At 65.6% G+C, this 25683-nt stretch carries 26 protein-coding genes and 1 pseudogene; 10 read left to right on the forward strand and 17 right to left on the reverse strand.

The annotated features are described in order from the left end of the window. Positions 1–177: 177 nt before the first annotated feature. Positions 178–1092 carry an SGNH/GDSL hydrolase family protein gene (locus tag ACLH0K_RS14310; protein WP_411374218.1) on the forward strand — a complete coding sequence of 305 codons (915 nt, stop codon included), beginning with the start codon at positions 178–180 and terminating at the stop codon, positions 1090–1092. Positions 1093–1099: 7 nt separating this feature from the next. Here ACLH0K_RS14310 and ACLH0K_RS14315 read toward each other — a convergent pair whose 3' ends face one another. After that, on the reverse strand, positions 1100–1708 hold the full coding sequence (locus ACLH0K_RS14315; protein WP_411374219.1) for a GNAT family N-acetyltransferase: 609 nt from the start codon (positions 1706–1708) through the stop codon (positions 1100–1102). Positions 1709–1785: 77 nt separating this feature from the next. On the opposite strand from ACLH0K_RS14315, the gene ACLH0K_RS14320 reads away from it, so the two are divergent. Next, positions 1786–2022 (forward strand): DUF6480 family protein, encoded by a 237-nt coding sequence (locus ACLH0K_RS14320; protein ID WP_411374220.1) that lies wholly within the window; start codon positions 1786–1788, stop codon positions 2020–2022. 15 nt (positions 2023–2037) lie between these two features. Here the strand turns inward: ACLH0K_RS14320 and ACLH0K_RS14325 are convergent, their stop codons facing one another. From ACLH0K_RS14325 to ACLH0K_RS14340, 4 genes are all read right to left on the reverse strand, one after another. Next, positions 2038–2910 (reverse strand): 3-hydroxyacyl-CoA dehydrogenase family protein, encoded by an 873-nt coding sequence (locus tag ACLH0K_RS14325; protein WP_411374221.1) that lies wholly within the window; start codon positions 2908–2910, stop codon positions 2038–2040. Next, positions 2907–3710 (reverse strand): enoyl-CoA hydratase/isomerase family protein, encoded by an 804-nt coding sequence (locus ACLH0K_RS14330; RefSeq protein ID WP_411374222.1) that lies wholly within the window; start codon positions 3708–3710, stop codon positions 2907–2909. Before ACLH0K_RS14330 ends, ACLH0K_RS14325 begins: the two co-directional genes overlap by 4 nt. Next, positions 3710–4936, reverse strand: coding sequence for a thiolase family protein (locus ACLH0K_RS14335; RefSeq protein ID WP_411374223.1), 1227 nt, complete (start codon positions 4934–4936; stop codon positions 3710–3712). Before ACLH0K_RS14335 ends, ACLH0K_RS14330 begins: the two co-directional genes overlap by 1 nt. Before the next feature lie 256 nt (positions 4937–5192). Beyond that, positions 5193–5651 carry an SRPBCC family protein gene (locus tag ACLH0K_RS14340; RefSeq protein WP_411374224.1) on the reverse strand — a complete coding sequence of 153 codons (459 nt, stop codon included), beginning with the start codon at positions 5649–5651 and terminating at the stop codon, positions 5193–5195. A 136-nt stretch (positions 5652–5787) separates the two neighbouring features. Between ACLH0K_RS14340 and ACLH0K_RS14345 the strand changes: the two genes are divergently transcribed. Next, a complete protein-coding gene (locus tag ACLH0K_RS14345) occupies positions 5788–5964 on the forward strand; it encodes a CsbD family protein (protein ID WP_411374225.1) in 177 nt (58 codons plus the stop codon). Positions 5965–6066: 102 nt separating this feature from the next. Here the strand turns inward: ACLH0K_RS14345 and ACLH0K_RS14350 are convergent, their stop codons facing one another. The 7 genes from ACLH0K_RS14350 to ACLH0K_RS14380 all read right to left on the reverse strand — a co-directional run bounded on the left by ACLH0K_RS14350 (position 6067) and on the right by ACLH0K_RS14380 (position 12939). Beyond that, the gene (locus tag ACLH0K_RS14350) at positions 6067–7122 is read right to left on the reverse strand and encodes a DNA polymerase IV (protein ID WP_411376485.1); all 1056 of its coding nucleotides are present in this window, start codon (positions 7120–7122) and stop codon (positions 6067–6069) included. 135 nt (positions 7123–7257) lie between these two features. Next, the gene (locus tag ACLH0K_RS14355) at positions 7258–8721 is read right to left on the reverse strand and encodes an amino acid permease (protein WP_411374226.1); all 1464 of its coding nucleotides are present in this window, start codon (positions 8719–8721) and stop codon (positions 7258–7260) included. A 161-nt stretch (positions 8722–8882) separates the two neighbouring features. Beyond that, positions 8883–9887, reverse strand: coding sequence for an NAD(P)/FAD-dependent oxidoreductase (locus ACLH0K_RS14360; RefSeq protein ID WP_411374227.1), 1005 nt, complete (start codon positions 9885–9887; stop codon positions 8883–8885). After that, positions 9887–10234, reverse strand: a complete 348-nt coding sequence (locus ACLH0K_RS14365; protein WP_411374228.1) for a molybdopterin oxidoreductase — start codon at positions 10232–10234, stop codon at positions 9887–9889. Before ACLH0K_RS14365 ends, ACLH0K_RS14360 begins: the two co-directional genes overlap by 1 nt. 100 nt (positions 10235–10334) lie before the next feature. Next, positions 10335–11204: a metal ABC transporter permease gene (locus ACLH0K_RS14370; protein ID WP_411374229.1), complete on the reverse strand. Its 870-nt coding sequence runs from the start codon at positions 11202–11204 to the stop codon at positions 10335–10337. Next, positions 11204–11983, reverse strand: a complete 780-nt coding sequence (locus tag ACLH0K_RS14375; protein ID WP_411374230.1) for a metal ABC transporter ATP-binding protein — start codon at positions 11981–11983, stop codon at positions 11204–11206. The genes ACLH0K_RS14370 and ACLH0K_RS14375 overlap by 1 nt, the downstream gene beginning before the upstream one ends. Then, positions 11980–12939, reverse strand: a complete 960-nt coding sequence (locus ACLH0K_RS14380) for a metal ABC transporter substrate-binding protein (protein ID WP_411374231.1) — start codon at positions 12937–12939, stop codon at positions 11980–11982. Before ACLH0K_RS14380 ends, ACLH0K_RS14375 begins: the two co-directional genes overlap by 4 nt. Positions 12940–13085: 146 nt before the next feature. Here ACLH0K_RS14380 and ACLH0K_RS14385 point away from each other — a divergent pair, with 146 nt between their 5' ends. From ACLH0K_RS14385 to ACLH0K_RS14405, 5 genes and pseudogenes are all read left to right on the forward strand, one after another. Further along, positions 13086–13847: a lysostaphin resistance A-like protein gene (locus ACLH0K_RS14385; protein WP_411374232.1), complete on the forward strand. Its 762-nt coding sequence runs from the start codon at positions 13086–13088 to the stop codon at positions 13845–13847. Positions 13848–13873: 26 nt separating this feature from the next. Then, a pseudogene (locus tag ACLH0K_RS14390) lies at positions 13874–14091 on the forward strand (VOC family protein); the annotation flags it as partial. Between the two features lie 22 nt (positions 14092–14113). Then, entirely contained in the window at positions 14114–15067 is a 954-nt protein-coding gene (locus ACLH0K_RS14395) for a 1,4-dihydroxy-2-naphthoyl-CoA synthase (protein WP_411374233.1), read from the forward strand. A gap of 13 nt (positions 15068–15080) precedes the next feature. Beyond that, on the forward strand, positions 15081–16286 hold the full coding sequence (locus ACLH0K_RS14400; protein WP_411374234.1) for an AMP-binding protein: 1206 nt from the start codon (positions 15081–15083) through the stop codon (positions 16284–16286). A 75-nt stretch (positions 16287–16361) separates the two neighbouring features. Continuing rightward, positions 16362–17243 (forward strand): 1,4-dihydroxy-2-naphthoate polyprenyltransferase, encoded by an 882-nt coding sequence (locus ACLH0K_RS14405; protein ID WP_138136890.1) that lies wholly within the window; start codon positions 16362–16364, stop codon positions 17241–17243. 5 nt (positions 17244–17248) lie between these two features. On the opposite strand, the gene ACLH0K_RS14410 is transcribed toward ACLH0K_RS14405, so the two are convergent. Beyond that, positions 17249–17566, reverse strand: coding sequence for a DUF4229 domain-containing protein (locus ACLH0K_RS14410; protein WP_411374235.1), 318 nt, complete (start codon positions 17564–17566; stop codon positions 17249–17251). 62 nt (positions 17567–17628) lie between these two features. Between ACLH0K_RS14410 and ACLH0K_RS14415 the strand changes: the two genes are divergently transcribed. Both ACLH0K_RS14415 and ACLH0K_RS14420 read left to right on the forward strand, forming a co-directional pair. Then, the gene (locus ACLH0K_RS14415; RefSeq protein WP_411374236.1) at positions 17629–18018 is read left to right on the forward strand and encodes a PLDc N-terminal domain-containing protein; all 390 of its coding nucleotides are present in this window, start codon (positions 17629–17631) and stop codon (positions 18016–18018) included. A 6-nt stretch (positions 18019–18024) separates the two neighbouring features. After that, on the forward strand, positions 18025–18699 hold the full coding sequence (locus tag ACLH0K_RS14420; protein ID WP_411374237.1) for a hypothetical protein: 675 nt from the start codon (positions 18025–18027) through the stop codon (positions 18697–18699). 127 nt (positions 18700–18826) lie between these two features. On the opposite strand, the gene ACLH0K_RS14425 is transcribed toward ACLH0K_RS14420, so the two are convergent. The 4 genes from ACLH0K_RS14425 to ACLH0K_RS14440 all read right to left on the reverse strand — a co-directional run bounded on the left by ACLH0K_RS14425 (position 18827) and on the right by ACLH0K_RS14440 (position 25682). Then, positions 18827–20320: a dynamin family protein gene (locus tag ACLH0K_RS14425; protein ID WP_411374238.1), complete on the reverse strand. Its 1494-nt coding sequence runs from the start codon at positions 20318–20320 to the stop codon at positions 18827–18829. Beyond that, entirely contained in the window at positions 20317–22200 is a 1884-nt protein-coding gene (locus tag ACLH0K_RS14430; protein WP_411374239.1) for a dynamin family protein, read from the reverse strand. The genes ACLH0K_RS14425 and ACLH0K_RS14430 overlap by 4 nt, the downstream gene beginning before the upstream one ends. Before the next feature lie 101 nt (positions 22201–22301). Further along, positions 22302–23441: an IniB N-terminal domain-containing protein gene (locus ACLH0K_RS14435; protein WP_411374240.1), complete on the reverse strand. Its 1140-nt coding sequence runs from the start codon at positions 23439–23441 to the stop codon at positions 22302–22304. A gap of 168 nt (positions 23442–23609) precedes the next feature. Next, positions 23610–25682: a LuxR C-terminal-related transcriptional regulator gene (locus ACLH0K_RS14440; protein ID WP_411374241.1), complete on the reverse strand. Its 2073-nt coding sequence runs from the start codon at positions 25680–25682 to the stop codon at positions 23610–23612. Between the last annotated feature and the right edge of the window lies 1 nt (position 25683).

Genomic DNA, 25683 nt, shown 5'->3' on the forward strand with positions numbered 1-25683 from the left:
GGGCCTGCCCTGATTCTTCATCCGCACAGCTAACCACACGGTGCTGCGCGGCGCATGTCACACGAGGAAAATCTGGATGAAAGAAGGGTAGCTACGGCTGGTGACGGCGCTTCCCGCCAGGCGTACGGTACACGTAACCGCTCTGTGCCCACAGGCAAGGTTCGAAGGAGAACGGCGATGGGAACAACAGGATTACGACGGCGGCACACGGCTTTTGCAGCCGTCCTCGCCACGTTTGCCCTGGCGCTTGGTCTGACGGCCGCCCCGGCCGGCGCAGCGCCCGCGCGTGACGTTGACTACGTTGCCTTTGGGGACTCCTACACAGCTGGAACCGGAGCCGGGGCACCATATCGGCCGGCCAACGTAGCCTGCTGGCAGAGCAGTGGTGGCTACGTGGACGTAGTGGCAAAAACGGGCCGAATCGATGTAGTCGCCAATAAAGCCTGCCACGGTGCTGTCCTGGACAGTGACAGCAGATTTTACGATCGTGAAATCATCATTCCTACCGTCATGGAACAGATACTGATGGCCACCCTTGCCCGGCAGCTCTCGCACGATACCGAATTAGTTTCTATAACAGCTGGGGCCAATGATCTTGGCTTCGCAAGTGTCATCGGAGCCTGCGCTTCCGGGACCTCGGCAGAATGCTCCGAAGCCCTGGCCATAGCGTCGGATCCTGCCACCGTGGAGCAGATGCAGACGAACCTCGTAGAGGCACTCGTGTGGATCCGGACCGTAGCGCCTCACGCCAAGATTGCTGTTCTGGGGTACCCCTACCTTTTTGATCCAGCCAGCCCGTTCGCTCCGATTCCGCCGGAAACGCAGCTCGTCATAAATCAAGCGGCGGATGGGCTGAACACAATACTCAAGGGGACTGTACAAGTGCTCAATCAGGCCTACGGGAATTTCCAGTTTGTTGATGTGCGCAACAAGTTTATTGGTCATGCCGTGAACTCCGTAAATCCCTGGCTGCAACTACTCCTCGCGCAGCCCACGCCCGACTACAACTTCCATCCCAATAAGGAGGGGCACCGCGCATACGCATCAGCGCTCCTCGAAGCGGTCAAGCCGGCCCAGCTCGCCCGCCCGTAACAGTTCCCTAGCCGCGCCGGGCGAGCCTGTGCTCCAGCCCGGCACGGACCATGGGCCACTCGTGCTCCAGGATCGAGAAGACCACGGTGTCGCGCAGGATCCCGTCGCGGGTCCGGGAATGGTTGCGGAGCACGCCGTCCTGCTTTGCGCCGAGCCGGGCGATCGCCTCGCGGGACTGGTGGTTAAGCCAGTGCGTCCGGAACTCCACGGCCGGGCAGCCCAGCTCCTCGAACGCGTGCCGGAGCAGCAGCAGCTTGGAATCCGGATTCGTTCCCGTTCCCTGAACCGACGCTGCGTTCCAGGTGGAGCCGATCTCCACGCGGGGCGTGCCGGCGTCGATATTCATGTACGTGGTCATCCCGATGATCCTGCCCGGACCACCGGTGTCCGGGTCGATCAGCCTGGTAGTGAACGGCAGCATCGAACCCTCGTCCTGGAGGGCCAGGCGCCGCCGGATCTCATCGGCCATGTCCCCCGGTTCCGGCACCGAGGTGTACCAAAGCTTCCACAGCTCACCGTCCCTCGCCGCCTTCACCAGGCCGTCGTGGTGTTCCTCCGCCAGCGGTTCGAGGATTACATGGCGGCCAGTCAGGGTAAGGGGTTCAAGGAAGGTCACTGCACCAGCCTAGGCCCACCCATTGGGCCCGGTTTACGCTGGGACAATACCAGGAACGGCAAACGAGGGAGATCAACGTGTCAGGACAAAATCCGGACCCGGACGAGGACAAGCTGACCGGCTTGGAGCCAGGCGGTGGAGTACCGCCGGGGGAAACACCCCCGGGGGAAGCCTCAACCAGCACCACACAGGGCCACGACGAGCACGGCACCAAGAAGAGCACACAGTTCTTTTGGATCGCGATCATCGGGATCGTGGTCCTGCTGTCGCTGCTCTACTTCATCGGCTACATCGTGGGCTTCTTCGACGGCTAGTCCGGCACAGGGCACCTAGCTGGGCCAGTCGAAGAAGCCCTTGCCGGTCTTGCGGCCCAGTTCGCCGCGCGCCACCTTGTCGCGGAGTATCTGGGGCGGGGCAAACCGCTCCCCCAGTGTCGAGTGCAGATATTCGGCGATTCCCAGCCGGACATCCAGGCCAACGATGTCGGTGGTTTTGAGCGGCCCCGTAGGGTGCTTGTAGCCAAGCACCATGGCGGCGTCGATGTCCTCTGCGGTGGCGACGCCCTCCTCCACCATGCGCATCGCCTCCAGGGCGATGGCCACGCCCAGCCGTGAGGACGCGAACCCAGGGGCATCGTTCACGACGACGGCGGTTTTGCCCAGTGCCTCCACCCACCCCTTTGCAAGGGCAGCGAGTCCGGGAGACGTTTTCTCCCCCAGCACCACCTCGATGAGCGTGGACGCCGGTACCGGGTTGAAGAAGTGCAGCCCCAGGAAGTTTTCCGGCCGCTTCAGCTCGTTCGCCAGGCCATTGACAGACAGGGAGGAGGTGTTGGAGGCCAGGTAAGCGTCATCCGCCAGGCGCTCCTCGATGCCGCGCAAGGCCGCGACCTTCAGGTCCCAGTCCTCAGGCACGGCTTCGACCACCAGTTCCCGCCCCGTGAAGGCGTCGTAGTCGGTGCCCACAGCCAGGCGGGAGACCAGCTCCTCGAACCCGGTGTCAATGGCTCCCCGCTCAACGCTCTTCAGGAGGGCAGCTTCCACCCGTTCACGCGCGGCCTCGACGGACACCTCGTCGCGCTCCACCACCAAAACATCGGCACCCTTGATGAGGAAGGCGTGGGCGATGCCGGCGCCCATGCGCCCGCCGCCCAGCACGGCCACTTCGCCCGGAAGGCCGGGAGCAGGTTGGGGATTGTTCATGGGTTCTTCTTTCCGGTGTCGCTGCTGGACGTCCCGCCGGCTGTCCGGTCCAGGAATTTCTGCATGCGGTCGAACTTGGCCCCGGATTCGAACAGGATCCCCTGGGCCAGCTGGTCGATCAGGGGGTGTGCCTCGGCCGGGGCGTGGAACACGGACTTGGTGATGCGTACGGCCAGGGGGTCCTGCCGGCCGATCCGGTCCGCCAGGTCATGGGCAGCATCCAGAAGCCGGTCCGGGTCATGGACCTCGGTGATGAGGTTGAGGGCAAGGGCTTCCTCCGCGCCGAGGATCCGTCCGGCCAGGAGGATCTGCTTGGCCACGGGTTCCCCCACCAGTTCCTTCAACCGCCAGCTGGCACCGGCCGCGGCGAGGATGCCGAGCCCGGTTTCCGGGTTGCCGATCCGCAGGTTCGGCGTGCCGATCCGGAAATCAGCCGCGTAGGCGAGCTCCGCGCCACCGCCGAGGCAATATCCGTCCAGGGCAGCGATCACGGGCATGGGCAGTTTGGCGATCCGGACGAAGATGGTGGAGTTGATGCCCTGCAGGGCGTCGTCCCGGCGCCGCTCCCGCAGCTGGGCTATGTCCGCCCCGGAGGCAAAGACTCCCTCCACCCCCGCGATGATCAGGACCTTGGGGTCCTGCTCGAGTGCGGCGCAGACCGTGTGCAGTTCGTCCACCATCTGCTGGTCGATGGCGTTGCGCACCTCCGGCCGGTTCAGCAGGACGATGACCCTGTCACTGCGTTCTTCGACCAGGAGGGCATGGAACTTCTCGGCCGCCAGGTCCACAGGCCCCGGCATCAGACCTTCTCCACCAGCATCGCGGTGCCCTGGCCCACGCCGATGCACATGGTGGCCAGGCCAACCCTGGCATCCTCGCGTTCCATCCGGCCGAGCAGGGTGATGGCGATTCTGGCCCCGCTGGAACCCAAGGGGTGGCCCAAAGCGATCGCGCCGCCGTCGTTATTCACGATGTCCGGTTCAAGCCCAAGGCGCCGGATGCAGGCGAGGGACTGCGTGGCGAAGGCTTCATTGAGTTCGACGGCGTCAAGGTCACCTACGCTGAGACCGTTCCGCTTGAGCACCTTCTGCGTGGCGGGGACGGGGCCGATGCCCATGATCTCCGGTTCGCACCCGGCGGACGCACCGTCGATGATGCGTGCCCGGGGCGTCAGTCCGAGCCGTTCGATGGCGGCCTCGGACGCCACGATGATGGCGGAGGCGCCGTCGTTCAGTGACGACGAGTTGCCGGCAGTGACCACGGTGCCACCGTGCGTCACGGGCTTCAGATTAGCCAGGACGTCCATATTCGTACCGCGGCGGGGGCCTTCATCCGTGTCCACCACGGTCTCGGACTTGCGGGTTTTGACCGTGACAGGGACGATCTCGTCCTTGAACCGGCCGGCTTCGATCGCGGCGAATGCCCGTTCGTGCGAGCGGACCGCAAAAGCGTCGGCGTCCTCGCGGGAGATGTTGTCGACGCGGGCCACTTCCTCCGCGGTCTCCGGCATGGAGTACGTCATCTTGCCGTCCCGGGACCGTGCGCCGTGCTGGAAGTGCGGGTTGGTGAAGCGCCAGCCGATGGAGGTGTCGAAAATCTGGCCCGGTTTGGCGAACGCGGTGGCGGGCTTTTCCTGGACCCACGGCGCCCGGCTCATGGACTCCACCCCGCCGGCGATCACGATGTCCGCGGCGCCAGCCTTGATTATGTGGCTGGCCTGGATGATTGCGCTGAGCCCGGAGGAGCACAACCGGTTGACGGTGATGCCCGGAATGTGGAGCGGCAGTCCCGCCAGCAGGGTGGCCATTCGGGCGACGTTCCGGTTTTCCTCGCCGGCACCGTTCGCATTGCCCAGGATCACCTCGTCGATGCTGTCCGGGTGCAGGCCGGCACGGTGCACTGCCTCCCGCACCACCAGGGCTGCGAGGTCGTCAGGTCGGGCGGAGGACAGTGCACCACCGTATTTGCCTACCGGCGTCCGTACCCCGCCAACAAGGAAAGCCTGCGGCCCTGCGGTTGCAGTCATGGAAACACCCTTCACGCGATTAACAGCACTGTTATCGGCGGCCGGCTGTATGCCCTCCCCCAACTAAGTAGCAGCAACTGCCGTTTTGAGCGTTCAAAACGACACTTCGCGCTACCTATCCGGGTTCACTTACCGACCGTTCGTTCTGTAAATAGTACACGGCCGCGCCCCCGATGCGTACCTCACGAGTTTTTAGACAGGAGCTGTTGGCCCCAGAGGCCTCGTGGCCCCGTTGCCTGCCCAAAAGCTCCGCGGGCTACAGGGATTCGGCTTTGGCGGCAATTTCCGCCAGGTCCCTGGCGAGCGCCTTGCGGGTGGCAGCGAGGCCGAGCTTTCCGAAAAGAGCCATCAGGATACGGGCAGCAGCATTGGGCTTGGGCATCTCCGCGCCGAAGGTGAGCGTGAGGTCCGTTCCGGCGTCGCGCGGGGCAAGCGCAAAGCGCGTGGTGTAGTCCGCGCCGCCCTGCACAGCCTTCACGGTGGTGCTGCGCGGCGGGTCCACCTGCTCCACCCACATTTCCACCGTTTCCGACCGGCCCATCATCTTCCGGGTTTCCTTCCACCGCGTCCCCTCACCATAGGGCCCGCCCGTGAGGAGCTGCACCGTTTCTATCCCGGACAGCGTTGCCGCCGAACCGGGGATATCCGTGATCACCGACCAGACCTTATCCGGAGTTGCCTTGATGTGCCGGGTCAGGGTGGTGGTTTGCTCCATGGCTTCGAGCCTAACTGCGTGGACTGACAAGCAACAGGCATACGAAGCACTCGGGGCCGGCGCAGTTTGAAATAGTAAGCATGCTTCGTGTTAGGGTGAAGTTGTCAGGTGATCGACGAAACGAAAGGAGTCCATCATGGGCCTCGGAGACAAGATCAGTAATGCGGCAGAAGACCTGGGCGGCAAGGCCAAGGAGGCTGCCGGCAACGCAACTGACAACGACCGCCTGAAGGCCGAAGGCCAGACGGACCAGGTCACGGCGGACGCCAAGAAGGTTGGCGAAAGCGTCAAGGACGAGTTCAAGCGTGACTAGTTCCTTGCTGGTGCAGCCGTAGCGAACGGCGTGCTGCAACAGGCTGAAACGGCGGTGGATCCCTTGCAGATCCGCCGCCGTTCTGCTGTTCCAAGCTGGCTGTTACCAGCCGCTGCGGGTAGGTGTGTGCCCCTGCCGGGAATCCTCAGGCATCGTCATCTCGGCCCGCAGGCCAAGGAGACGGATCGGCCTGCCCGGCTCGATCTTTTCGGCCAGGTCGAGCGCACGCGCCAGCACCTCCCCGGGGTCAGAGGTTTCCGGGATCTTCCGCGCGTAGGTCTTGGTGAGGAAGGGCGCGTACCGGACTTTCAGCGTCAACCCCACCACGGGCCGGCCCTCGCCCGCCATGTCCTCCAGGACGTGGGCCGCCAGCTCCCTGACCGCACCGTCTACCTGCGCGGGCTCCGTCAGGTCCTGCTGAAAGGTGGTTTCCCGGCTGTGCCCTCGTGCCACCCAGGGCGTGTCATCGACTTCCCGCGCGCCGTCGCCCCGTCCAAGCTGCGCATACCAGGGCCCCAACTTGGGCCCGAACTCGGGGACCAGGTCATCAGGATTGGCGGCCGCAAGCTCCGCGACGGTGGTGATCCCAAGTTTGGCAAGCCGCTGTGACACCTTCTTCCCAACGCCCCACAGCTCGATGGTGGGACGGCTCCCCATCACCTCGAGCCAGTTGCCTCCGGTGAGGCGGAAGACGCCTGCGGGTTTACCGAATGTGGTGGCCACCTTGGCGCGGACCAGGGTATCGCCGATGCCAACGCTGCAGTGCAGCCGGGTCTCCTCCAGCACTGCCCGCTGCATCTGCCGGGCGTAGCCTTCCGGGTCGCCCGTCTGCACCCCCACGAACGCTTCATCCCAGCCCAGCACCTGGACGGTGGCACCCGGCTGGGAGCGAAGCACCGCCATGACCTGTTCGGACGCCTCGAGGTAGGCCTCATGGTCGACGGGCAGGATCACCGCGTCAGGTACTTTCCGCGCGGCGATCCGCAGCGGCATTCCGGAGCCGACGCCGTACGCCCGGGCCTCGTAGGAAGCCGTGGACACCACCGCCCGCTCGGTGGGATCGCCACGGCCGCCGACGATCACCGGCTTGCCCGCGAGCTCCGGCCGGCGGAGCACTTCGACGGCGGCGATGAACTGGTCAAGGTCCACATGCAGCACCCACGGTTCAGTCACAAGCCCCAGTCTGCCCGGGGCGGGCGCCGGCCACCACCGTTTCCCCTGCAAAGGCTGGAAACGCCGGCGGCGGGCCCACCCTCCCCAGGGGCGTCCCGCCGTCGAACCTTGCCGGTAAAGCTAGCTGTAGAGCTCCGTCTTGGGCTCGTTGTTCTTCACCTTCTGCCAGCCCAGCCACAGCACCAGCGCGAAGAACGGGATGGTGGCCAGGGTCCACAGGCCCAGGTAGAACACCTCACCGGTTTCCTTGTTGGTCATGGTGTCGAAGCCGATCAGCACGGTAATAGCGAGCAGTGCGAGCAAACCGGCCCAGCTGGACCACGGCGAACCGGGCATAGGCAGGCTGGAAACCACGCCCTTCTTACGGCGCAGCGCGATCTGGCTGGCGAAAATGGCGCCCCAGGTGAAGATCACGCCTATGGAGGCGGTGTTCAGGGCCAGGTCAAAGGCGTGCGATCCGCCCAGCCAGATGTTCAGCAGGATGCCAACGAGGTAGAACAGGGCGATTGCCAGGATGGCTGCGTAGGGGACATGCCGGCGGGACATCCTAGTAAGCCACTGCGGGGCGTGGCCGTTGTTGGCCATGCTGCGGAACACGCGGCCGATCGAGTACAGGCCGGAGTTGCAGGAGGACAGCGCCGCGGTGATGACGATCATGTTCATCACGTCGCCTACCCAGCCCAGGCCCATCTGGCCGAAGACGGTGACGAACGGCGATATGCCGGCCTGGTACTGGTCCGACGGCAGCAGCATCGCCAGCAGGGTCACAGACCCGACGTAGAACACCACGATGCGGAGCACGACGGCGCGGATCGCCTTGGGCACTTCGCGTTCCGGGTTCTGCATCTCGCCGGCGGTGATGCCCACCAGTTCGATGCCGTTGTAGGCGAAGATGACGGCGTTCAGGACCAGGACCATCACCAGGGCGCCCTTGGGGAACATGCCGCCGTCGGCCGCAAAGAGGTTGGCCACCGAGGCGTCGCCGTCACCCACCTGGGCGTTGGTGGCCACCATGAACGTGCCTACGGCCAGGAAGATCAGGATGGCGCCCACCTTCAGGCAGGAGGCCCAGAATTCGAACTCACCGAACGCCTTGACGCTGAGCAGGTTCACTGCAACCAGGAGCGCCAGCGCGGCGATGGCCGAGGCTTCCACCGGAACGTTGGGGAAGAAGAACTGGAAGTAGAGGCCGATGGCGATGAGTTCGGCGATGCCGGTCATGCCCCAGTTGATGAAGTACATCCAGCCGGACAGGTAGGCGCCCTTTTTGCCAAACATTTCACCGGCGTAGCTTACGAAGGACCCGGAGGTCTGGCGATACATGATGAGTTCGCCCAGCGCGCGCATGAGCAGGTAGGCGATGACGCCGGCGATGGCGTAGGAGAAAATCAGGGCCGGGCCGGTGGAGGCGAGGCGTCCGCCGGCGCCCATGAACAGGCCGACGCCGATGGCGCCGCCCATGGCGATCATGGTGACGTGGCGCCTGCCCAGCGTTTTGCTGTAGCCCTCGGCGCTGAGGGAAGAGTCGACGGCGGCGGATGGGGCCGTGCGGTTCTGGAGATCTGTGGGGGTACTTTGAGGCACAACGATTCCTTGTGGGTTGGGGGTTGGCCGCATCCGGGGGGACGAATGATCCAGCTCACAAAATTCGGCCCTTTGCTGTGGCATCCGCCGATTGTGAGCGTTTTTCTTCGTCCAGCCGAAGCTTCACGCGGCCTACCCATCCTACAAGACGCAAAAGGGTGCTACGTGACGTGGACTACACGCCCCCGGCTGCAGGCATCAGGGTCTGCCCTTTTGTGCAGATTGCGAGACCCAAGGTATGCCGCGCCGGTGTCCGTGCCGGTGATGTGGCCTGCCAGGACCGCTGCCTGCCGCGACACGGCCGCCAGGGACTCGCACACCTCACCCCGGTACTGGGCACACCCGCCCAGGGCGTAGATGTCATCCTCGTCCTGGACCCGCAGCGCATCGCCTACTACTAGCCCCCGTTCCACCGGTAATCCGCTGAGCACGGCCAGGTCAACGTTCGGGCGGACACCGGCGGCGAGCACCACGAGGTCGCAGGCGATGTCCGGTTTGTCACGGAGCCTGATCCCGCCCACTCTGTCCTTTCCCAGCAGGGCTGCGGCGGTGGAGTGCAGCACTTCGACGTCACAGCCGCGGCCCCTCAAGGCGGCCACGGCCTGCGGTCCCGCGGCGGCATGGGACCCGGAGAGTCCGGCGGCGACCACCACGGCCCTGCGGTTGCCTTTCCGGATGTGCGCATCCATTCCGCGGATGTCAGCAAGGGTGCGGAAGGTGAAGATGCCTGGCTTGAGCGACCCTGCGGGTGTGTGGAGCCCGTCCAGCGGCGGCAGATACGGGCGGCTGCCGGTGGCGATGATCAGGGTGTCGTACGGCGTGACGCGGCCGTCGCTGGAGAACACGTGCCTGGTGAACCGGTCGATCCTGTCCACCGTCACGCCGGCGTGGAGGGTGATCCGGTTCTCCTGGTACCAGGCAGGCTGGTTGAGGAAAATTCCGGCACCGCTCTCCGCACCGGACAGCAGGCGGCCCAGCATCCTCCGGTTGTAGTTGCCGTGCGGTTCGTCGCCGAACATCGTGATGCTGAACTGCCCGGCACCGCCCCGCGCCAGGACCTCCTCCACGGCCCGTGAGCCTGCCATGCCATTGCCGATCACCACCAGCCGCCTGCCCGGACGCGGGCCGGACCTGCTGACCCGCAGCGCGTCGGGGACGCCGGCCATCAGTGCTCCACCATGCCAAGATCGACCACCACGGAGCCGCGGACACCTTCCGGGGCCGAGACAAAAAGCTCGATGACCGAGCCGGCCTCAATATCCTCCACCACCCGCAGCGGTACGTGCACGTCGCTTTTGGCCCCGATGGGGAAATACCGCATCGGGACACCGTTGCGCATCAGGACCACGGCAATAAGCTCAGGGCTGGAGTTGCCGCCCCGGAAGTAGAGGGTTTGGTTGACCACGCCGTCCGGGACGTAGTGGGACAGCGCACTGTGGATGGGGACCGGCTTGTCCATCCCGACGCCATGGAAGGGGTAGATGCCCTGCAGGAAGAGATTCTTGGTCAGCACCGGCGGATCCTTTCGGACGGACAACAGCATGCACTGCCCATCGTGTCCCGCCGATGTTTCAGCCTGCCGGTTCCCCGGTTACATTCCTGGGACGCAAAATTCACGCTCCGGCGGGCACCGCCGCCCTCTTCCGCCGCGCTTTTGCAAGCCGGGTTCCGATCAGCCCCTGCCGCGGGCTGAACAGGTAGACGGCGGCGAACACCACGCCCTGCGTCAGCACCACCATGGCGCCGGACGCCGTGTCCAGGTAGTAGCTGATGTAGATTCCGGCAACCGAACACAGGGCCGAGATCACCGGCGCGATGACCAGCATCCGCGAGAACCGGTCTGTGAGCAGGTAGGCCGTGGCGCCGGGGATGATCAGCATGGCCACCACCAGCACCACGCCTACGGTCTGCAGCGCCACCACGGAGGTCAGGGCGAGCAGGCCGAGCAGCAGGGCACCGAGCCGCCGGGGCGAGAGTCCGATGGCGTGCGCATGGGTGGGGTCGAAGGCGTAGAGCGTAAGGTCGCGGCGCTTGAGGATGAGGACGGCGAAGGCCACCACGCCCAGCACCAGGACCTGGATGAGGTCCGGGAAGCTGACGCCCAGCAGGTTGCCGAAGATGATGTGGTTCAGGTCCGTCTGGCTGGGCGTGACGGAGATCAGCACCAGCCCCAGGGCGAACAGTGACGAGAACACGATGCCGATTGCGGCGTCCTCCTTCACCCGGCTGGTATTGCGCACCACCCCGATCAGGGTCACCGCCACCAGGGCGAACACCAGCGCCCCCAGCGCGAACGGGGCGCCCACGATGTAAGCGAGTACGACGCCGGGCAGCACCGCGTGCGAGACGGCGTCACCCATGAGGGACCAGCCGATCAGGACGAGCCAGCAGCTGAGCACGGCACAGACGACGGCGGCGAGCGCCGTGGTGGCGATGGCCCGCACCATGAAGTCGTAGCCCAGGGGTTCCAGGAGCAGTTCCATCAGGCGGTGCGCTCCTTCCGCTGGGCGTGGTGGTCCTGCGCGGGAAGGTCGCGGTTCAGCACGTCCAGGCCGAACGCCATGGCCAGGTTTTCGGGCTGCAGCACCTGGTCCGGCGGACCGTGCATGAGGACGCGGTGCATCAGCAGCACCGCTTCGTCGCACAGCTCCGGCAGGGCGTGCAGGTCGTGGGTTGAGACCAGGATGGTGCAGCCGTCGGAGGCGAGCTCGCGCAGCAGCCGGGTGATGGTGGCCTCGCTCCTCTTGTCCACGCCGGCAAAGGGTTCGTCCAGTAGCATGGTGGTGGCACCCTGCGCGATTCCGCGGGCAACAAACGCCCGCTTCTTCTGGCCGCCGGACAGCTGGCCAATTTGGCGTCCGGCGTAGGGGCCGAGTTCCACGCGGTCCAGCGCTTCGTCCACGGCTGCCCGGTCCGCCTTTGACGCGCGGCGGGTGAAACCCTGGTGCCCGTACCGGCCCATCATCACCACGTCGCGGACGGAGAGTGGAAACTGCCAGTCCACGTCCTCGCTTTGCGGCACGTAGCCGATGCCGCCATCCCGGCGGGTCCGGGAAGGCGACTGTCCGTGGATCCGGACCGTGCCGGCGTCGGGCTTGATCATTCCCATGATGACCTTGAACAGCGTGGACTTGCCGGAGCCGTTCATGCCCACCAGTCCACAGATCCGTGCCGGGTCCAGCGCAAGCGATGCGGCGTCCAGCGCCAGGACCTCGCCGTAGTGGACTGTCACGCGGTCAACGAAGATGGCCGGAGTGCTCATGACCCGGCCCCGGTGAGTGCCCTGGTGATGACGTCGGCGTCGTGCCGGATCAGGTCCAGGTAGGTGGGGACTGGCCCGTCGGCCTCGGACAGCGAGTCCACGTAGAGGGTGCCGCCGAACTTTGCCCCGGTTGCCTCCACCACCTGCTGCATGGGGGCGTCCGAGACGGTGGATTCGCAGAACACGGCGGGGACGTTGTTGGCCTTGACGTACTCGATGGCGCGGGTGATCTGCTGCGGCGTGGCCTGCTGCTCAGCGTTGACAGCCCAGATATACAGCTCCTTCAGGCCGGCGTCGCGTGCCAGGTAGGAGAACGCCCCCTCGCAGGTCACCAGGGCCCGCTGCGCCTCCGGCACTCCCGCCAGCCTGGCCGTCATCTGGTCCTGGACGGCCTGCAGTTCAGCCTTGTACGCTTCCGCGTTGGCCTTGAAAGCTTCGGCGTTTTCCGGGTCCAGCTCCGAGAAAGCCTCCACCATGTTGTCCACATATTTTTGGACGTTCAACGGCGACATCCAGGCGTGTGGGTTCGGCTTGCCCTGGTAGGCGTCCTCGCTGATGGACATTGGCTCCACGCCCTCGCTGACCACGGCGTGCGGCACGTCCAGCCCTTCCACGAACTGGCCAAACCAGGCTTCCAGGTTCAGCCCGTTGTCCAGGATCAAATCTGCTTTGGAGGCTTTGCGGATGTCCCCCGGAGTCGGCTCGTAGCCGTGGATCTCTGCGCCCGCCTTGGTGATGGACTCCACGGTGAGCTTGTCCCCCGCAACGTTCCGGGCGACGTCGGCCAGCACCGTGAAGGTGGTCAGCACCACCGGCTTGCCGTCCCCGCCGTTTCCTGCGGCCCCACCGCCGCAGGCCGTCAGGAGGAGGGAAAGCACGACGGCGGCGCCCGCCAAGGCCATGAAGCGCACTTTCCGGGCGGCTACTTTGGCGCACCGAAACATCTTTTTAGGCATACCGAACATTTTACGGGACGCACGTTTCCACGGGCAATGCAGCCCCCTCGCTTCTCTTCCCTTCCCCCAACTAGGTAGCGCCAACTGTCGTTTTGGACCCTCATAACGACAGTTGGCGCTACCTAGTTGGGGGATAGGCTGAAGCCATGGCTACCGCCCACCGCACCCCGCCCGCACCGCAGCCACAGCTGTACCGGTTCTCGCCGCTGGACTTCGCCGCAGTGGGACTGTTTGTGGCAGTTGCGGGATTTTTCGCTTTTGCAGGCGACCTCCTGGTTCCCTTTTTGCGGCAGGTTGCCCCTTCTCCGGCATCCGCTTCCTATGCCGCCAACTTCCTGTGGTTCGGATCAGTGGGCTTCGTGGCGATCCTGGCAACCCGCCGGGTCGTGGGCCGGGACCTACGGGTCCTTGCCACCCGGCCGTGGTTCACCCTTCTAATGATTCCTGCATCAGTGATCGCCATGATGATCTTCACCGCCCTGGTGGTCACGGCTGGCGGCGACGTGCAGACTTCCGCCAACCAGGAAGGGCTGCAGGAACTGATGCAGCAGGTCCCGGCCTGGCTCATGGTTCCACTGGTGGTGCTGATCGGGCCCTTTGTCGAGGAATACATCTTCCGCCACCTCCTGATCGGCAAACTGAGCCGGAAGGTCAATATCTGGATCTGTTGCGCGCTCTCCGTGATCCTCTTTGCCGCCATGCATATTGCTGGCAAGGAAGCCATCACCCTGACGGCGCTGCTGCCCTACCTGGCCATGGGCGGCACGCTCGTTTTCGTCTACGTCTGGACGGGGAAGAACCTGATGTTCTCCTACTTTGTCCACGCCGCCAAGAACCTGCTGGCGGTCGTCTTCATTTACGCCATCCCCCCGGAACTCTACGACCAGCTCCAGCAGGTCCAAACCTAGGTTGTCCGTCCCCTACCGCCCGCGCACCGGCACCCAGCCGCCGCCTCCTGTTCCACACCAGCGAGGACGGGAAGGTGGGCAAGAACCGGGTGCACTGGGACGTCAACCTGGCCGGACGGGACAAGGATGAAGTCCGCCGCGAGCTGGAGGAAAGGGGCGCACGTTCCTCTGGACAGCAAGCCAGGGGCCGCATTCCTGGCATCCGATGGCGGCCCCCGGGGGGAACGGGTTCTGCATCAGCTGAGCCGGATTACTAGACTTGGACGGTGAGCAACCAGATCCCCGCCCCGGTGTCCGACGTCTTCGATCCCACCCGCTGGCGCGTGGTGTCAGGCTTTGAGGACTTCCAGGACATGACCTACCACCGCCAGGTGGAGCGGGATTCCGACGGCGGCTGGGTGCGGGACCTGCCCACGGTGCGGATCGCGTTCAACCGGCCGGAAGTCCGCAACGCCTTCCGGCCCGGCACCGTTGACGAGCTCTACCGTGCCATGGACCACGCCCGGATGACCCCGGACGTTGCCACCGTTCTGCTCACCGGCAACGGCCCCTCCCCCAAGGACGGCGGCCACTCGTTCTGCTCGGGCGGCGACCAGCGCATCCGGGGCCGGGACGGCTACAAGTACGCCGACGGCGAGACCCAGGAGACCATCGACCCCGCCCGGGCAGGCCGGCTCCACATCCTGGAAGTCCAGCGGCTCATGCGCACCATGCCCAAGGTGGTCATCGCCGTCGTCAACGGCTGGGCGGCAGGCGGAGGCCACTCGCTGCACGTGGTGGCGGACCTCACCATCGCGTCCCGCCAGAACGGCAAATTCAAGCAGACCGACGCCACCGTGGGCAGCTTCGACGCCGGCTACGGCTCAGCGCTGCTGGCCCGGCAGGTCGGGCAGAAGGCTGCCCGCGAAATCTTCTTCCTCGCCCGTGAATATTCCGCGGAGGACATGGTCCGGATGGGCGCCGTCAATGAGGCCGTGGACCACGAACGCCTCGAGGACGTGGCACTGGAGTACGCCACGGACATCGCCCGGCAGTCCCCGCAGGCCATCCGGATGCTGAAGTTCGCCTTTAATCTTGCCGACGACGGGCTGGCCGGCCAACAGGTGTTCGCCGGCGAGGCAACACGCCTGGCCTACATGACCGATGAGGCAGTGGAGGGCAAGGAAGCCTTCCTGCAGAAACGCGAACCCGACTGGTCCAGCTTCCCGCACTATTTCTAAGGCAGGACCGGCAATGAGCGATTCAACACCCAAGAACGGCCCCCTCAATATAGAGCCTGCCCTCAAGGCCCTCGCCGCTGCCCTCCATGGCGAGGGCCCCGCCGTCGAACTTTCCGTGGGCGATGACGGCTCGCTGGTGGTCGGCCACCTGGAGACCCCGGGTTGCGATGACGCCGTGGCCGTGGTCCGCACCTCCGGATCCACCGGCACGCCCAAGGCAACAATCCTGACGGTGGAGTCCCTGGCCGCATCCTCCATGGCCACCGCGCTGGCGCTCAAGGGAGAGGGGCAGTGGCTGCTGGCCCTGCCCGTCCAGTACGTGGCCGGTGTGCAGGTGCTGGTGCGCTCGCTTTTCGCCGGCACCCGCCCCTGGGTGATGGACATGTCCGGTGGGTTCACTCCGGAGGCCTTCACGGCGGCAGCGCTTGAACTGACGGACAAGATCCGGTTCACCTCGCTGGTTCCCACCCAGCTGCAGCGGCTCCTGGACAATCCGTCGCCCGGCACCCTGGCGGTGCTGCGCCGCTTCAACGCGGTCCTGCTCGGCGGTGCCCCGGCGCCTGCCGCGCTCCTGGACGCAGCCCGGGACGCGGGCGTCCGCGTGGTCACCACCTACGGATCGGCAGAGTCCTCCGGCGGCTGCATCTACAACGGCTACCCCCTCGAAGGCGTCTCCGTCCGCGTGGCGGAGGACGGCCGGATCCTGCTGGGCGGTGACACGATCGCCGCAGGCTACCTCGAGGCGCCCGACGAGGAGACCGCCACGTTCTTCGAGGAGGACGGCGTGCGCTGGTACCGTACCAGCGACCTCGGCAGCATCGCCGACGACGGCAGGCTCACCGTACTGGGACGGGCGGATGACGTCATCATCACGGGCGGCGTCAAGGTGTCCGCCGCGCGCGTGCAGGAAGAGCTGGAGAAGCACGACGGCGTCACGGCGGCTTTTGTGGCAGGCGTCCCGTCCGGGGAATGGGGCCAGGCGGTGGCCGCCTACGTGGCCCTGGCACCGGGCGCGGGCAAAGGCCCTGGCGCTGAAGCCGGCAGTACTGCCGGAAGCGGGGATCCCGCCGTCGTCCTTGGCCAGGAATGGCGCCGCACCCTGGGAGTCCTGGCACCCAAAACCGTCCTGGTTGCGCCATCGCTGCTGATGCTTCCCAACGGCAAGCCGGACCGGCTGGCGATGACCTCCCAACTCAGCGCCCTGCATCAGGGAAAGTAGAGTGGACCTGCACTACCGCGGCGGGCGCATGCACATGGGCCCGCCGGTCCCCCGAACCAACACGAGGTACTAAACGTGGCCACAGCCGCACAATGGATCCAAGGCGCACGACTCCGAACGCTCCCGGCCGCCATCGCACCGGTGGTGATCGGCTCGGCCGCCGCGTACGAGATGGATTCGTTCATACTGCTCAATGCCATCCTCGCCGCGCTGGTGGCACTCCTGCTCCAGGTGGGCGTGAACTTCGCCAACGACTACTCCGACGGCATCCGCGGAACGGACGACGACCGCGTGGGACCCCTGCGGCTCGTTGGCTCGGGAGCCGCGAAACCGGAGCACGTGAAGCGGGCCGCGTTCGGGACCTTCGCCGCTGCCATGGTGTTCGGGCTGGTCCTGGTAATCATCACGCAGAGCTGGTGGCTGATCCTGGTGGGCCTGGGCTGCGTCATGGCCGCGTGGGGCTACACGGGCGGCAAGAACCCCTACGGCTACATGGGCCTGGGCGACGTCTTTGTGTTCGTCTTCTTTGGCCTGGTGGCCACCCTGGGCACCACGTATACGCAGGCCGGGCAGATCAACCTGCCGGCGATCATCGGTGCTATCGGCACCGGGCTGATCGCCACGGCCCTGCTGATGGCGAACAACGTCCGGGACATCCCTACCGACATGCAGGTGGGCAAGAAGACCCTGGCCGTCCGCCTGGGCGACAAGCACGCCCGGGAGAGCTACGTGCTGATGCTGGCCGTCGCCATCCTGCTGGTGGTCATCCTGGCCCCGGCGCGGCCGTGGATGCTGATTGTGCTGCTGCTGATTCCGGCCTGCCTGATGCCGTCATGGCTGATGATCAATGGCCGCAAGCGCAAGAGCCTCATCCCCGTCCTGAAGCAGACCGGCCTGATCAACCTCGGCTACAGCCTGCTGTTCTCACTCGGGCTGGTGCTCACCCACGGCTTCTGAGGCACTCAGCCGCGGGTCTTATGGTCTTTGGCGGCGTCGTTGCTGATGGTGATGTCCGGGTTGGCGTCAAGCAGGGCGTCCTCGGCATTGGCGTCCTGGACCTCGCCCGCCGACCGGAGCGGCTTGGCCTTTCCGGAGAACCGGTGGTGCAGGGCGGCCGCGGCCTCGTCCCGCTGCTTTTGGAAGAACAGGTAGCTGAGGGCGAAAGCGATCAGGGCCGCGCAGATCACGGACATCAGGACGCCCAGCTGCAGGAACGTGAAAAGCACGAACAGCGGTGCGAACACAGCCAGGCGGATCAGGGAATATTTCAAAAAGGCCACATTCAAGTTTAGCCGTCTCCGGCCCGGGGTCCGGCTGGCCTCTGAACGATAGACTTAGTGGCATGCTCCTCCGTGTGGCTTTGGCCGTGGCAGTCCTCGTCATCTTTGTGTATGGCCTCGTGGACGTAATCCGCACCGACGGGCGCCTGACGCGCGGAATTTCCAAACCTGCCTGGATCGTGGTGATGATCGTCCTGCCCGTGCTGGGCGCCATCCTGTGGCTGCTGATCGGGCGGCCGCGCGGTTCTTCCCCGCAGCAGAACTACCGCCATCCCACCGCCCCGGATGACGACCCCGACTTCCTCCGCAACCTTGAGGTCCGCCGCCGCAACGACGCAGAGGCGGCCCGCCTGAAGAAGCTCAAGGATGAGCTGGATGCGAAGGCGAAGGACTCCGACGGCGGCCAGGGCAAACACGAAACCGACGAGCACGATACCGACGGACTGAAGTAGGGACCCATGGCTCACGAATCTGACGGAGAAGAACGCCTGCGGACCACCGCACCCCGAACCTCATACCCGCCAGATGGGCCAGCCCCAACGCAACCTGAACGGCCGGCGGGCCAGCCTGCCCCGCCGCCGCCCACCCAGCACGCACCCCCGCCGCGGCCCGGAGTTTCCTATTCGGCGCCCGCACCCATTGCCGTCATTCCACCCGCGCCCGGAACCATCCGGCACGGCAGGACACTGTGGCTGTTCAGTTTCCTGGCCGGGCTGGCGGTCCTGGTGGGTTCCTTCCTCACCCGCGACGGCCATCTCGAGCGGCTGCGCGGCGTGGTGGAGCAGATGGCTCCAGGCGGTGACGCCGAGGCCGTTACCACCGCCACCGGCATCGTGTTTTGGGGCAGCGGGGGCGCCCTGCTGCTGGTGATGCTTCTTCAGGCGGCCATGCTGGGTGTGGTGATGGGCCGCCAGGGCTGGGCCCGCTGGGCCCTCGTTCCGCTCCTGGCCGGGCATGCCCTGGTCATGATGATCGCCACCGCCTTCCTGGTGCCCGAGGGCGACGGCGGCAGCTACGTCCTGCTGCTGTGGGGCGCCGAACTCCTCCTGGCCCTCATCGGGCTGGTGCTGTTTTTCCTGCCGGCGTCTGGCCGGTGGTTGAAGTCGAGCCGCGCCTCCCCAACCGCTCCCTAACCTCGCAAGGCCACACGGGCTCCCCGCCCTCGCAAGCTCGGGCCGGGGCCCTCGCCCGCGCGGCTCCACGGCAGGGAACCCTGCGGTCGTGGGCCCAGTTCAACCCCGGTGGGTGAGCCTGTAACCCTCAGGCCGACTTGCGGAGGCGCTGCAGCGTTGACGCTTCCGCGAGCACGCCTTCGCAGCTGCGGATCACCATCCGGCAGGCGTCGAGGGCAGCGCGGTCCGTCAGCGGGTTTTCTGCTACGGCCCGCCACTTGAGCAGGAATCGGCGGGCCTCGTCGGCGAGGTCGTCGGGTGCTGCATCCGCTGCCAGTCCCAGCCGCACGTGGGAGGCTGGACCCCAGCCACCAATGAGTCCTTCAGCTTCCGCCGCAAGTTCCGGACTGAGCGGCACTCCCGTGGTCCGAAGGGTGGCCAGGAGCCGCAGTTCCCGGAATTCGTGGGCGTTGACCTGCAGCCGTTCCAGGGCCGCAGCCAGCTTCCCTGTTTCCGGCCGGGGCGACGTCCGCAGCAAGGTCTCCACCCCCACCAGCGCGGTCCGCGCCTTCAACGCCTCCGCGCGGGCCTGGAACTGCCGGGACAACAGATCCAGCAACGGATCCAGGCCGCTGCGGCGGGCGAGTTCGTGCGCCAGCGGCGTGGGCTCGTCAAAACCGTTCCGGATAAGGACCACGGCCAGGCGGATGCCGAACAGGCCGTACCTGGCCAGCAGCGACGCCCTCTCCTCCCCGGCAAGGCCCTCGGGCTTGGCCGACCGGAGGAACCTGTCGGCGGAGATCAGCATCTTTTCCCGCTCTGTCCGGTCCAGGCCGGCGAGCTGCTGCAGCGCGGCGAAGTCCTGCTGCCGCATTGTCCGGGCACTTTGGGCGAGGAGTCCCGCCACCGGGACCACTCCCAGCGCCAGCTTCCGCAGGTTATGGTCCCGCCGGTACCTTTCGGCGATTTCGCCGGCGGACAGCAGCGAATCGATTCGGCCTGCGCCCACTTCATCGGCGCGGGAGAGCACCGCGAGCGCGTTGACCGTGCCGGAACGGCCTGCCTCCGTATCCCGGAAGGACTCCAGGAACCGCAGGTCGGAGGAGTGCATATGGCGCATGAGGTAAATGACGGCATCCGCTTCCGACGGCGTGTCCGCGGGCGTCAGGAAATTCGTGGAACGCGCGGACACGTCCTCGGAGAGCGACGCGATGCCGGGGGTATCGATCAGGGTCATGGTCCGGAGCATGGGTGAGGGCCATTCCACGTCCAGCTTGTCCACGTCCTCGGCCTGCACGTTCCCGAGCATGAACACGAGGCGGCCGTGCACACGCTTCACCGGCAGGGTTCGGGCTTCGCCGTCTTTGGGATACATCGTGATGCGGGGGGTGTGGCCGAACCGGTACCACGTGACGATTCGGGTGCACTCCCCTGTATCCGTGGGCGCGATCTCCTCACCGATGATGGAGTTCAGCAGCGTCGATTTGCCCGCTTTCACCATACCGGCGACCGCTATCCGCAGCGGTTCCTCTAGTCTGCGGGAGTATCCGTGGAGGATGGAGGCTGCGGCGGGATCATCGCCGTAGACCTCGAGTGCCTCCCGTACGAGGTCTGCTGCTCCGGCGACGGTCGATGATGTCATCCTGCAGCCACCATCGTCAGCTTCTTTCCAGCTACTTCGGCGGCCACAGACTCCGCCGCACGGTGAAGGGCGTCCACCTTCTTCAGTTCCGCCTTGATCTCGCGAATCCGGACGTCCTTTTCCAGTGAATACGTGGTTGCGGCCTTCTGCGCCGCGGTCACGGAATCGGTGAGGGAGCGATGGTGCTCTTCGGCGATCTCGGTGAAGTGGTCGCGGATGGAACGCTGCACCAGGCGGAGACGGTCCTTGAGCTGCTTGCCAACCTGGAACGTCACGTCGTCAATCTGTCTCCTGACGAGGGCTTTCGCTTCGCCCTGCCGGCGCTTGAGCCGGGCTTCCTTGTCCTCACGGTACGCCTTGCGCCCCAGCAGGAGTCCGGCGCCCACGGAGAGCGGATTGATCAGGGCCATGCCGAAGATGCCGGTGAGCAGGCCGAACATCAGCACGCCGCCGTAGGAGCCGCGCATGCCTATTAGGACTTTCTGCATGGAATTGATGCGGCCGTCATCCATGGCTGGCATCGCATCAACCGGATCCAGCGCGTCACCGGAATCGGACACGCGCATCACGGGCAGGGTGACCTCGTCGGCGGCGAAGTGTTCTGCCACCTGGGCTGCCAGCCATTGGGCCCGCTCGCTGGTCCATACGAAGGTGTCGGAAATCGCGGCGGCGGCACACTCCTCCAGCCATTTGGAGAACTCGGTCCAGGTCGGGCCGGGGTCGCCCTGGTCGATGGCTGTCTCGGCTTCGCGCTGGATGCGGCGGAGCCTGTCGCGGAGGTCGTACTCCATGTCCGCGATTAGGTCGCTGATGCCGTCATTGAGGGTGATTTGCCAACGTGCAGAGCGTTTCCGCAGGTCGTCGGCCTCCGACCTGGCCAGTTCCAGCTGGGCAATCATCTGGGGCGTGCCCGAAGGATTCTCCAGCGCTTCGAGCTCGGACTGCAGGGAAAGGCGGAGGTTTTCGGTCACGGAGAGCAGGTCCTGGCTGACCGAGCGGCGCTGCAGGCGCTGGGACTTGCCCACGATCTCATGGCGGAGGTGGGTGACCAGGGCGGGGAACCCTGATTCCTCGTTCAGCTCAGCGTCCTGCAGGCGCGACGCCTCAAGCCGCAAGTCCGAGGACACAGGAAACAAGGGAATATCGGGTGCCACCTTGCTGAGGTGGGCTTGGTCCGTTTCCTCCACCCGCCGCCAATCCGGATAAAGATCCGTCTTGGACAGGACACCCACAACGTTGGGGGTGATCCTCATGGCCTGGCGGAGGAAGCGGAGCTCGGGCTCGGTGTACTCCTGGGAGGCATCGGACACCAGGAGCATGGCGTCCGCGGTGGGCAGGGCCGTGAGCGTGGTCAGCGTGTGGGACGAACCCATCCCGCCGACGCCGGGGGAATCGATAATGGTCAGGCCGCCGGTCAGGATCTTGCGGGGCAGGTACACCTCGGCAGCCACGAGCTTCTTGCTGTTCCCGGGGTTTCCCTGCTCCGACACAAAGGCGGGAAGGTCGGTAAGCGGAATTGGCTGGCGCTCCACGCCGCTTTCGTCGGAGCCTTCGGCGTCGGCCTTCGGGACCAGGATCGTTGCCGACGCCGGGTCGCCGTAACGGACTACAGTGGGCACGGACGTGGCGATATCGTCATCAACGGGACAGGCGGGCGCGTTGACAAGGGCGTTAATGAGCTTGCTCTTGCCCTGCTTGAATTCGCCCACCACAATGACACGGATGCTGGGATCCTTGAGCCTGCCCAGTGCCTGGTCCAGGCGCTTGCGGAGGTCCGCCCGGTCTCCCGTTCCCACGAGCTGGAGGCCGTGTTCCACGAGTTTGATCAGCTGGCCGGCCGTTGCCGGTGTTGCGGGTTTTGCCGGTCCTGCTTCTGCCACAGCGTTTCCTTTGCGTTGAGCCCCGTAGATGGAACGTGGGATGGATGGGGAAGAGCCCGGCAGGAGGGTCTCCTGCCGGGCTTTTCACGATTGGACCAGTGCTAGCCCGCCGTGGCCTCGCCCTCGTCGTCAGCAAATGCGAGGTTGTTGTCCTCGACGTTCACATCCGTGTTGATCGAGTTGTCTTCGGTGAACTCAAATTCGTTGTCGGCGACAACAGTGTTGTCTTCGACGTTGGTGTAGTCGACCTCGTTGTCCGCAACAATCACGTTATCCTCGATGTTGGTGTTCGTTTCAGTCGAGTTGTCCTGGAACGAATCCTCGATGTCCACCTCGAGCTCGGTGTTGCCGGAATCGTTGATCGAGTTGTCCGTGTTACCGACGTTGTCCAAGTCCACCTCCGTGTTGCCGGAGTCGTTGATCGAGTTGTCGATCTCATCGTTGAACGAGTCGTTGATGGAGTTGTCGTTGCCCGAATCCCGCACATCGATGTTCGTGGAGTTGTCGGAGTGGTCCGAGTTGTCGTTCTGCGAGTCTTCGTTGAACGAGTCGTCGATGTCCGCGTCGATGTCCACGTCCGTGTTGAAGGAGTCGTCGATGTTCGTCTCTTCGTTGCCGATGTTCGCGTCGCGGCCGGCGGTGACAGAGTTGTCGATGGAATTATCCGTCGAGTTGTCCGTGTTGTAGGAGTCCTCGATGTTGTTGGAGTCCTTGACGTAGGCGTCGTCACCGGCAGCGACGGCGCGGTCGCCGGAGGCAACAACGGAGTCGTTATCGAACCACTGCTCAACGTCGCCGTCGGCCCAGATGTTCTGGTTGACGGACTGGTCGACAATGGTGTCCCGGTCATCCACCGTGGAGGTGTAGGAGTAGTTGTTCACCACGTGGTGCAGCTGTTGGACGGCGTGTGCGTGGTCGTCATGGTCATTGTCCCGGCCGCCACCGTGGTGGTGTCCACCGCCATGATTGCCGCCACCGGTGCTGCCACCGCCGCCGCCGTTGTGGTCAGTGCGGGCGTCGTTGCCGCCGGTGTTGTACTCACGGTCGAAGCGGGAGGCGTTGATGGTGACAGGTGCATAATCCAGGACAACCGGCATGGCGGCGTCAACATCTGCGGAGCACACCTTGCCCAGGCCGTGGTCTTCCAGAACCTTCTCCGGGTTGTCCAGGAAGTCCTGGGCGGCCTGGCGGTCTCCGAAGAGGTGCATCAGGAACTGGACGAGATCGTTTGCGAGTGTCATGTGATGGTCCCCTGCATTTCTATGAGTTTTCGGTTGGGGCCCGACGGCGTTGCCGGGCTTGAATCAAACGTATGGGCCGGGTGGAGAGCCGGGCATCGGGCGGTTTCCCCCTACCGGCGGCTCCCCTGCCGGGGAAACCGCCGGCCCCCTTGTTAGGGGATTAGGGGCTTACTCCTGAGGAGTGTTGTCGCTGTTCAGGGCAAGGCGCAGCCGTGCCAGCAGGTCGGACCGGTTCTCCGCCCCCAGCCGGCGGCGCATACGGGCAATGTGGTGCTCGGCGGTGCGCGGCGAGATGTAGATTGCTTCGCCGATCTCGCGGTAAGTCTTGCCTTCGAGGACCAGCCGGGCCACTTCCTTTTCGCGTTCGCTGAGTCCTGATCCGTCCGGGTGCATGCCGTTTCCCTGATCGGAGGAAGGAACAGGCCGCGGGTCGGCGGAACCCGATGAGCCGTTGCCCGCCGAACTTGCCTGCGGATGCAGATCCCGCGCGCAGGACAGCAGGCGCACCATGTCCTTGCGTTCTTCGGTCTTGGCCGCAGCGTGGCCGGCAAGCCGGGCACCCTCCCAAGGCATTCCCACTCTGCCAAGGTTCCGGGCAGCCGCCTCAACATCCGCTGGCCGGAACTTGTCCGCCAGCACTGACACCCAGGTTTTTCCGGCGGTGGCCAAAACCACGGCCAGGTGGCTGTGGTTCGCTGCCCGCGCCAGGGCAGTGGCATGGGGTGCCAGGTCCGCAGGACTATCGCTCAGCAGGGCAGCCTGGACAGCTGCCCAGTGGAACGGAACGGCCCAGAGCGGCGGATCACCCAGGCGGCCCAGCAGCTGGTTCGCCTCGTCGACGTAATGCACCACCCGCCGGCTTTCGCGCAACCGTGCGGCGGCGATCATCAGTTCGCCCCAAGGCAGCAGGCTGTAGAGGTCCACGGCGGCGTGCAGCATCGCTTCCCGCGCGCGTTCCCATGCGTTGATCAGCTCCGGCATATCCCCGTTGCGTCGGGCCAGGCCCACTTCCAGGGCCGAACACAGGAACTCATCCCGCGGTACCAGCGGCCAGTGGTTCGCTTTGGTGGCTTCATTGATGGCGAGCCGTGCATCCTCGAGCTTGTCCTGCATCATGGCGGACCATGCCTGCAGCAGGAAGAGCCGCGGCTTGGCCGCGTTTCCCCCCTGCCCGGCCGCGGCAGCGGAACGGCAAACGGTTTCCGCGGTTTGCGGCTCACCACTGTGCAACGCCACCAGCGCGGCGAGCGCGGCCGGCGTTTCCGGCATGGGCAGCGCCGTCCCGGCGGCATTGAACATATCCGACGCATGTATCAGCCGTGGCAGTCCCTGGTCCGGGTCTGCCACGAGTGTTTCCATGATGCCCTTGCCCGTCTGGGCAAGTGTGGTGGCCACAAGGGTAGGCGAAGCCGGAGGTTCGTCTGCGCGAAACAAGGCCTCCGCACCCGCACGGTAGCCGGAGCCCACCAGGGCTATGGCAGCAAGCGGCGCCGACGGTCCGAGCCGGGATGCTCCCAGCCAGCTGTAGGCGTCTGCCCCGCGGGCCAGCATGCCCCGTTGTGCCCAGACAGCCGCGGCTACATCAACCCCCCGGCGAACGTCCGGCGGATCATCCGCCACCAGGAGGGTGTCGATGATGCGGGTTGCGGCATCCAGGTCTCCATCCGCCGCCGCAGCCTGTGCCCGCCGTGCCGCAGTGGACAGCTCGTCCGCGCCGGCCAGCAGGGCTTCGTCGTAAAGCTGGCAGGCCAGGCCGGGATCATGCTCCAGTGCCTTATTGCCCGCATGTTCCAGCTCCGCTGCCACCCGCGGATCGGCCAGGCCGCCGCGCGCCAGTTCCCGGGCGAAGTCGCCCAGTGGCTGGCGGTTGGCCGCATAGACAGACACGAGTTCGCGCTGCAGCGCATGGACCTTCGCCGTGGGGGCGACGGTAAGCAGCGCATGCTGCGCCGGTCCCACCACTGTCCCGTCAGGGGTCAGCAGGCCCGAGGTTTCAGCCCTTTTCACGAGGGCGTCAAGGCTTTCCACCTCGCCGCCGTCGATCTTCCGCTCCAGTGCAGCCGGCAACGGTCCCGGCAGGGTAAAGCCCACCGACAGCGCCAGGAGCAGCTCACGCACGGCTGAGTTCTCGCCCTTGAGCTGCTTCGCCATGAGCTCCGCCGCATGCGGCGGCTGGCCGGTCTGTGACAGGTCCGTGTGCAGGTATGCCGGCGTCTCCGCGTCAATCTGATGGCTGGTCATC

The organism is Arthrobacter sp. MPF02, assembly GCF_046605375.1.
Lineage (GTDB): Bacteria > Actinomycetota > Actinomycetes > Actinomycetales > Micrococcaceae > Arthrobacter.

Bases quoted from the DNA above. Each gene is read 5' to 3' on its own strand.
- ACLH0K_RS14310 (WP_411374218.1), top strand. From the start codon at position 178: ATGGGAACAACAGGATTACGACGGCGGCACACGGCTTTTGCAGCCGTC.
- ACLH0K_RS14325 (WP_411374221.1), bottom strand. From the start codon at position 2,910: ATGAACAATCCCCAACCTGCTCCCGGCCTTCCGGGCGAAGTGGCCGTG.
- ACLH0K_RS14330 (WP_411374222.1), bottom strand. From the start codon at position 3,710: ATGCCGGGGCCTGTGGACCTGGCGGCCGAGAAGTTCCATGCCCTCCTG.
- ACLH0K_RS14335 (WP_411374223.1), bottom strand. From the start codon at position 4,936: ATGACTGCAACCGCAGGGCCGCAGGCTTTCCTTGTTGGCGGGGTACGG.
- ACLH0K_RS14340 (WP_411374224.1), bottom strand. From the start codon at position 5,651: ATGGAGCAAACCACCACCCTGACCCGGCACATCAAGGCAACTCCGGAT.
- ACLH0K_RS14345 (WP_411374225.1), top strand. From the start codon at position 5,788: ATGGGCCTCGGAGACAAGATCAGTAATGCGGCAGAAGACCTGGGCGGC.
- ACLH0K_RS14360 (WP_411374227.1), bottom strand. From the start codon at position 9,887: ATGGCCGGCGTCCCCGACGCGCTGCGGGTCAGCAGGTCCGGCCCGCGT.
- ACLH0K_RS14370 (WP_411374229.1), bottom strand. From the start codon at position 11,204: ATGGAACTGCTCCTGGAACCCCTGGGCTACGACTTCATGGTGCGGGCC.
- ACLH0K_RS14375 (WP_411374230.1), bottom strand. From the start codon at position 11,983: ATGAGCACTCCGGCCATCTTCGTTGACCGCGTGACAGTCCACTACGGC.
- ACLH0K_RS14380 (WP_411374231.1), bottom strand. From the start codon at position 12,939: ATGCCTAAAAAGATGTTTCGGTGCGCCAAAGTAGCCGCCCGGAAAGTG.
- ACLH0K_RS14385 (WP_411374232.1), top strand. From the start codon at position 13,086: ATGGCTACCGCCCACCGCACCCCGCCCGCACCGCAGCCACAGCTGTAC.
- ACLH0K_RS14400 (WP_411374234.1), top strand. From the start codon at position 15,081: ATGAGCGATTCAACACCCAAGAACGGCCCCCTCAATATAGAGCCTGCC.
- ACLH0K_RS14415 (WP_411374236.1), top strand. From the start codon at position 17,629: ATGCTCCTCCGTGTGGCTTTGGCCGTGGCAGTCCTCGTCATCTTTGTG.
- ACLH0K_RS14420 (WP_411374237.1), top strand. From the start codon at position 18,025: ATGGCTCACGAATCTGACGGAGAAGAACGCCTGCGGACCACCGCACCC.
- ACLH0K_RS14425 (WP_411374238.1), bottom strand. From the start codon at position 20,320: ATGACATCATCGACCGTCGCCGGAGCAGCAGACCTCGTACGGGAGGCA.
- ACLH0K_RS14435 (WP_411374240.1), bottom strand. From the start codon at position 23,441: ATGACACTCGCAAACGATCTCGTCCAGTTCCTGATGCACCTCTTCGGA.
- ACLH0K_RS14440 (WP_411374241.1), bottom strand. From the start codon at position 25,682: ATGACCAGCCATCAGATTGACGCGGAGACGCCGGCATACCTGCACACG.